The 4276-nt window shown below is 48.5% G+C and carries 3 protein-coding genes and 1 pseudogene; all 4 read right to left on the bottom strand.

Going from position 1 to position 4276, the window contains the following annotated elements; translation table 11 throughout:
• Nucleotides 1-982: glycoside hydrolase family 53 protein (locus tag VN105_RS09090; RefSeq protein ID WP_325640046.1), on the bottom strand; the 982-nt coding region annotated here is incomplete at its 3' end.
• Nucleotides 983-1017: 35 nt separating this feature from the next.
• The gene (locus VN105_RS09085) at nt 1018-2070 is read right to left on the bottom strand and encodes a DUF5111 domain-containing protein (protein ID WP_325640045.1); all 1053 of its coding nucleotides are present in this window, start codon (nt 2068-2070) and stop codon (nt 1018-1020) included.
• 79 nt (nt 2071-2149) lie between these two features.
• Nucleotides 2150-3715 (bottom strand): RagB/SusD family nutrient uptake outer membrane protein, encoded by a 1566-nt coding sequence (locus VN105_RS09080; protein ID WP_325640044.1) that lies wholly within the window; start codon nt 3713-3715, stop codon nt 2150-2152.
• Nucleotides 3716-3760: 45 nt separating this feature from the next.
• Nucleotides 3761-4276: pseudogene (locus VN105_RS09075) on the bottom strand (SusC/RagA family protein); the annotation flags it as partial.

Here is a 4276-nt window from a genome sequence, read left to right as displayed (position 1 = left end):
ATGCGCCTAAGGTATAACCATTCCAGCCATTGTGCGCCAAGGGCTCCCAATAAAATATGCCCAGCACGTTATGATCGGGGATTGCCTCCACCGCACTGAAAAGATCGTTGAGCCAGATTTCGGCCGTATCTGCCTCATCCCAGCTCATGCCCACCTCACAGATCATTACCTGCGCGTTGTAGCGTGCGATCATATCTTTGATATTGCTGATACAGGCAGTATTACGTTCTTTCCAATTATCTTTTGATGGATACAGTGACATCCCGATCACATCCCATTTTCCGCCATTATTTTTCAACCCATCAAACATCAAGCGGAACAGCGCATTGTCGTAGCCGTTATGGAGGTGTACGATCACTTTAGCCGCTGGAAAAACAGCCTTCACCGCGTCGTAGCCCGCATTGTTCAAAGCGGCATAGTTGGCCATGCTGACCGAAGCTCTGCCTTCCTCCCACAGCATCCCATCTCCGGTTTCATTACCCACCTGTACCCATTCCGGCTCAATACCATTGTCCTTCAGCAATTGCAATACCGCAGTGGTATGGTCGCTTACGGCCTTCTTTAAGCCATCAAATGACAATCCTTTCCAGGCCGCAGGTTTTGTTTGCTGCCCCGGATCCGCCCAGCTATCGCTGTAATGAAAATCCACCATGAGACGCATCCCCAAATGGTGGGCCCGACGTGCTTTGACCAATACATCATTTTGATTACACCAGCCACGTTCGGGATCTACCCATACCCGCAGACGTACCGCATCCATTCCCAGTCCATGCAGTAACTTGAGCCCGTCCACCGCTGTCCCCCCGGCGTTAAAAAACTGCACACCGGCAGCCTCCATTTCCGTCATCCAGCTGACATCCGCGCCTTTGGCCAAATGCGTTGTATTTTCAGCAGGTACAAGATTATCCTTGTCGCTGCAGCTTGACAGGCCAAAATACAAACCCATCAAGCCTAGTGCCATCCCTATTTTTAGTGCTTTCATTACATCCTTTTTTTAGCGTGTTATAGCCTAAAAGACTACTCCACATGATATTTAAATTGCTTTGGATCAGTTAGATCAAGAATCAGGGTATGCGTACCCACCTTATCGTAGGCAAATCCACTTCCATCAGCCGTATACAATGCGCAGTTGCCCTCACCTTCCGCTGCACCGAAAAACCAGGTCCAGCTGCCATTGATCAATACTTTAATGCCCCATTGTTCGGCGGCCGTAGTTGTAATTGTCGCTTTCCATACCTTTGCCGTCTGATCATAAGCCATTGGAGTGGCCGTAGCGCTCCAACCATTAAAATCACCGGTCACTGCCAGCGACTCCACGGAAGTTTCCTTCCAGCTCATCTTATTGACGTCAGCCGTTAGGTACAGGTAGCCACCTTGGCTCGTCCAGCAGTTCCAACGGTCTGCCCCGCTATATAGGATATATTGGCTGCCGTCCAATGGATAAGAACCATAGATCAGCGAAGCATTTGCACTTTCTTCGTTTGTGAAATAAAAATTATACCATTGATCGAGTCGCACAAATCCATCGTAAAACCCATCTTCTTTGCGCGAACACAGTTTCCAAGAAAATTGGTTCAACTCCTTATTCGCCAGATAGAGATAAGCAGCCTCCTGGATGGGAGCATAAGCAGTAACCGCAATGGAGACCACGTTGCTGTAAAGCCAATCCGTATTGGCTCCGAGCCGCGAGGCAATGCGGACATAAAGCGCTTTTTTCTCGCCGGGTACAAATCCCATACCCGATACAAGACTGTTTAGCTGCTCATGGGTATAACTGATTGCACTGGCCTCCTGTTCAATGCTTTTGGCAAGGGTTGAGAAAGAAGCGTCAGCAGCTATCTCAATCTTATTTTTCAGCGCCGACTGCGGCATTGGCGCCGCACTCTGCAAGATCGCCTCATCCCATACAAGTTGCAGCGCGACAGCTTTTCGATCCGTGGCCTTTAAGGTAAGGTCCTGCGTACTACTGTGCAACACCGCTGGCCTGATGTCAGTGACGGCAGGCATTCCACCTTCCTTTTTACAGGCCACGAAGAACAATGCCAAGATATAGAGTGTCAATTGTTTCATGTGTCAAAATTTATCTTTAAAAGGCCATATGGAATATCCAATTTTGGCCTATTTCTTTTTCGTTAACCAAATTCAACCATTAATAGCCCGGATTTTGTACCAGATTGGGATTTGCGCTCATATCTGTCGTCGGAATTGGATACAGGTTAAATCTAGCATCCACACTGCGCCCATTTATTTCACCACCTTTCCATTGCCAGAGGTACACGTTGCCGGTAAATCGTCCAAACCGAATCAGGTCTGTACGGCGCGTGCATTCCCAGAACAATTCCCGGCCCCGTTCCGCCAGGATAAAATCCAGTGTCAGCTGCGCCTGATCAATAGATCCAGCCCCATTTCCGTAGGCACGTTCACGAAGACGGTTGACCAGCGTAATCGCTTCCTGTACACTGCCACCACCGCCACGCAATACCGCTTCAGCATACATCAGATAGACATCAGCCAAGCGGATCATCGGAAAATCAGTGCTCACCAATCCTTCATCCGTCTTATAGCTGCCATCATCGTTCAAATTCGTAAACTTAACCATTCCGTAGCCTTGGCTTGACGCCCCCGGATCTTCCACATCCAGTGATTGCCCATTTTTCCAAAAATCCCCCCTCTTATCTTGCGCCTGAAATAAGGCGACAAATTCACGTAAGGTTCGGAAACTGTTCCAACCCGACAGCACACCATAATCTGATGCTTTCATGCTGCCTACAATCGGGCCATTGACCAGATAAGTGGTGGCACCCCAGGTCGTCGTATGCGCCACATCAGCCTGAATCGGAAAAATGATCTCATTGGTGCGTTTATCATTGTCCGCATTGAACAGCTGCTTGTAATTGCCATGTAGGGCGTATCCGCCGTCGATTACTTTCTTGGCATAATTGAGGCAGTCCGCATAGCGCGCAGTGCCCGTGTAGACCTCTGCATTCAAATAATTCTTAGCCAATAAAGACCATGCCGCAGCACGGCTCACACGCCCGTATTCATTCTGACGTGCTTCCGGCAGCAGCGTAGCTACTTCGGTCAATTCTTTTTCAATAAATGCGAATAGCTCGCCCCTTGTCATCCTTGGCGGGAAAAATGCCGCTACCGGATCCTTTTCTGTTACAAAAGGAACATTTCCATACAGGTCCATGGCATGGCTATAGGCTAATGCACGCAGAAAACGGGCTTCGGCCGCAAAGGCAGTGATTTGAGCCTGTTCAGCCTGGCTGAAAGCCGCTAATTTTTCCGCTGTTGCGTTCCGTAAAAACTCGTTGCAGATCGCTACCGTATAGTAAATCCGGTAATACATCGCATTCACCCATGTATCCGAAGCACCCCAGGTCATGTACTGGATATCGGTCATGTTGTCTCCACCGGCCCAGGTATAGATCACCTCATCTGTGGGCACCTCCTGTAAGTTAAAGTACACCCGAAGGTATCCCCAGGAGGCGGTGCTACTCGCCATATCCGGATCGGCATCCCCACGGCCATTGCCCGCAACGGCAAACGAGCCGTATAATTTGGCAAGCACAGCCCGATAGCCATCCACCGAGGTATATACAGACTCAGAGGTCGTCTCCACCGTAGGGTATTGGTTCAAATCTTTTGTGCAGGACTGCAGCAGCAAAATCATGCTCAGCAATCCAAAACAATATGTTCTTATCTTTTTCATCCTTTTCATTTGTTTTTCAACTATTTATCTTTATTCAGGTACCGCTTAAAAATCCAAATTGAGGCTTAACGAAAACGTCCGCGAGCGTGGATAGAATGAACTGTCAAATCCACTCGGAACCTCAGGATCCATTCCACTGTAGTTGCTTACAATAAAGACATTCTGTGCCACCGCCCCCACACGCAGGCTCGAGATCTTGCCCACCTTGCCAAAATTGTAGTTCACCGAAAGGTTTTCCATGCGGAGGAACGATGCGTTTTCGACATAGTAATCCGAATAATATTGCCTTGTTTGAAAACCCGTATTGAAATAATCACGATGTAAGTTATTGATTGCCGGGTCCACATATTGCAGCGTCTCCCAGGCACTCAAGTTCATTTTGGTATTGTTAAACACATAGTTTCCGACATTTGCCCGCAGGGTCGTTGCTGCTGTCCATTTTTTATAGGTCAATTGCGTATTGAAGCCAAATAGCCATTTTGCAGCCGGAGACTGATAGCGGTACAGATCCTTTTCATTGATGGCCCCATCGCCATTCAGATCAGCATAGACACCTTCCAG

The sequence above is a fragment of the Chitinophaga sp. genome (assembly GCF_035564935.1).
GTDB lineage: Bacteria > Bacteroidota > Bacteroidia > Chitinophagales > Chitinophagaceae > Chitinophaga.
This window is presented reverse-complemented; position numbering and strand designations above follow the sequence as displayed.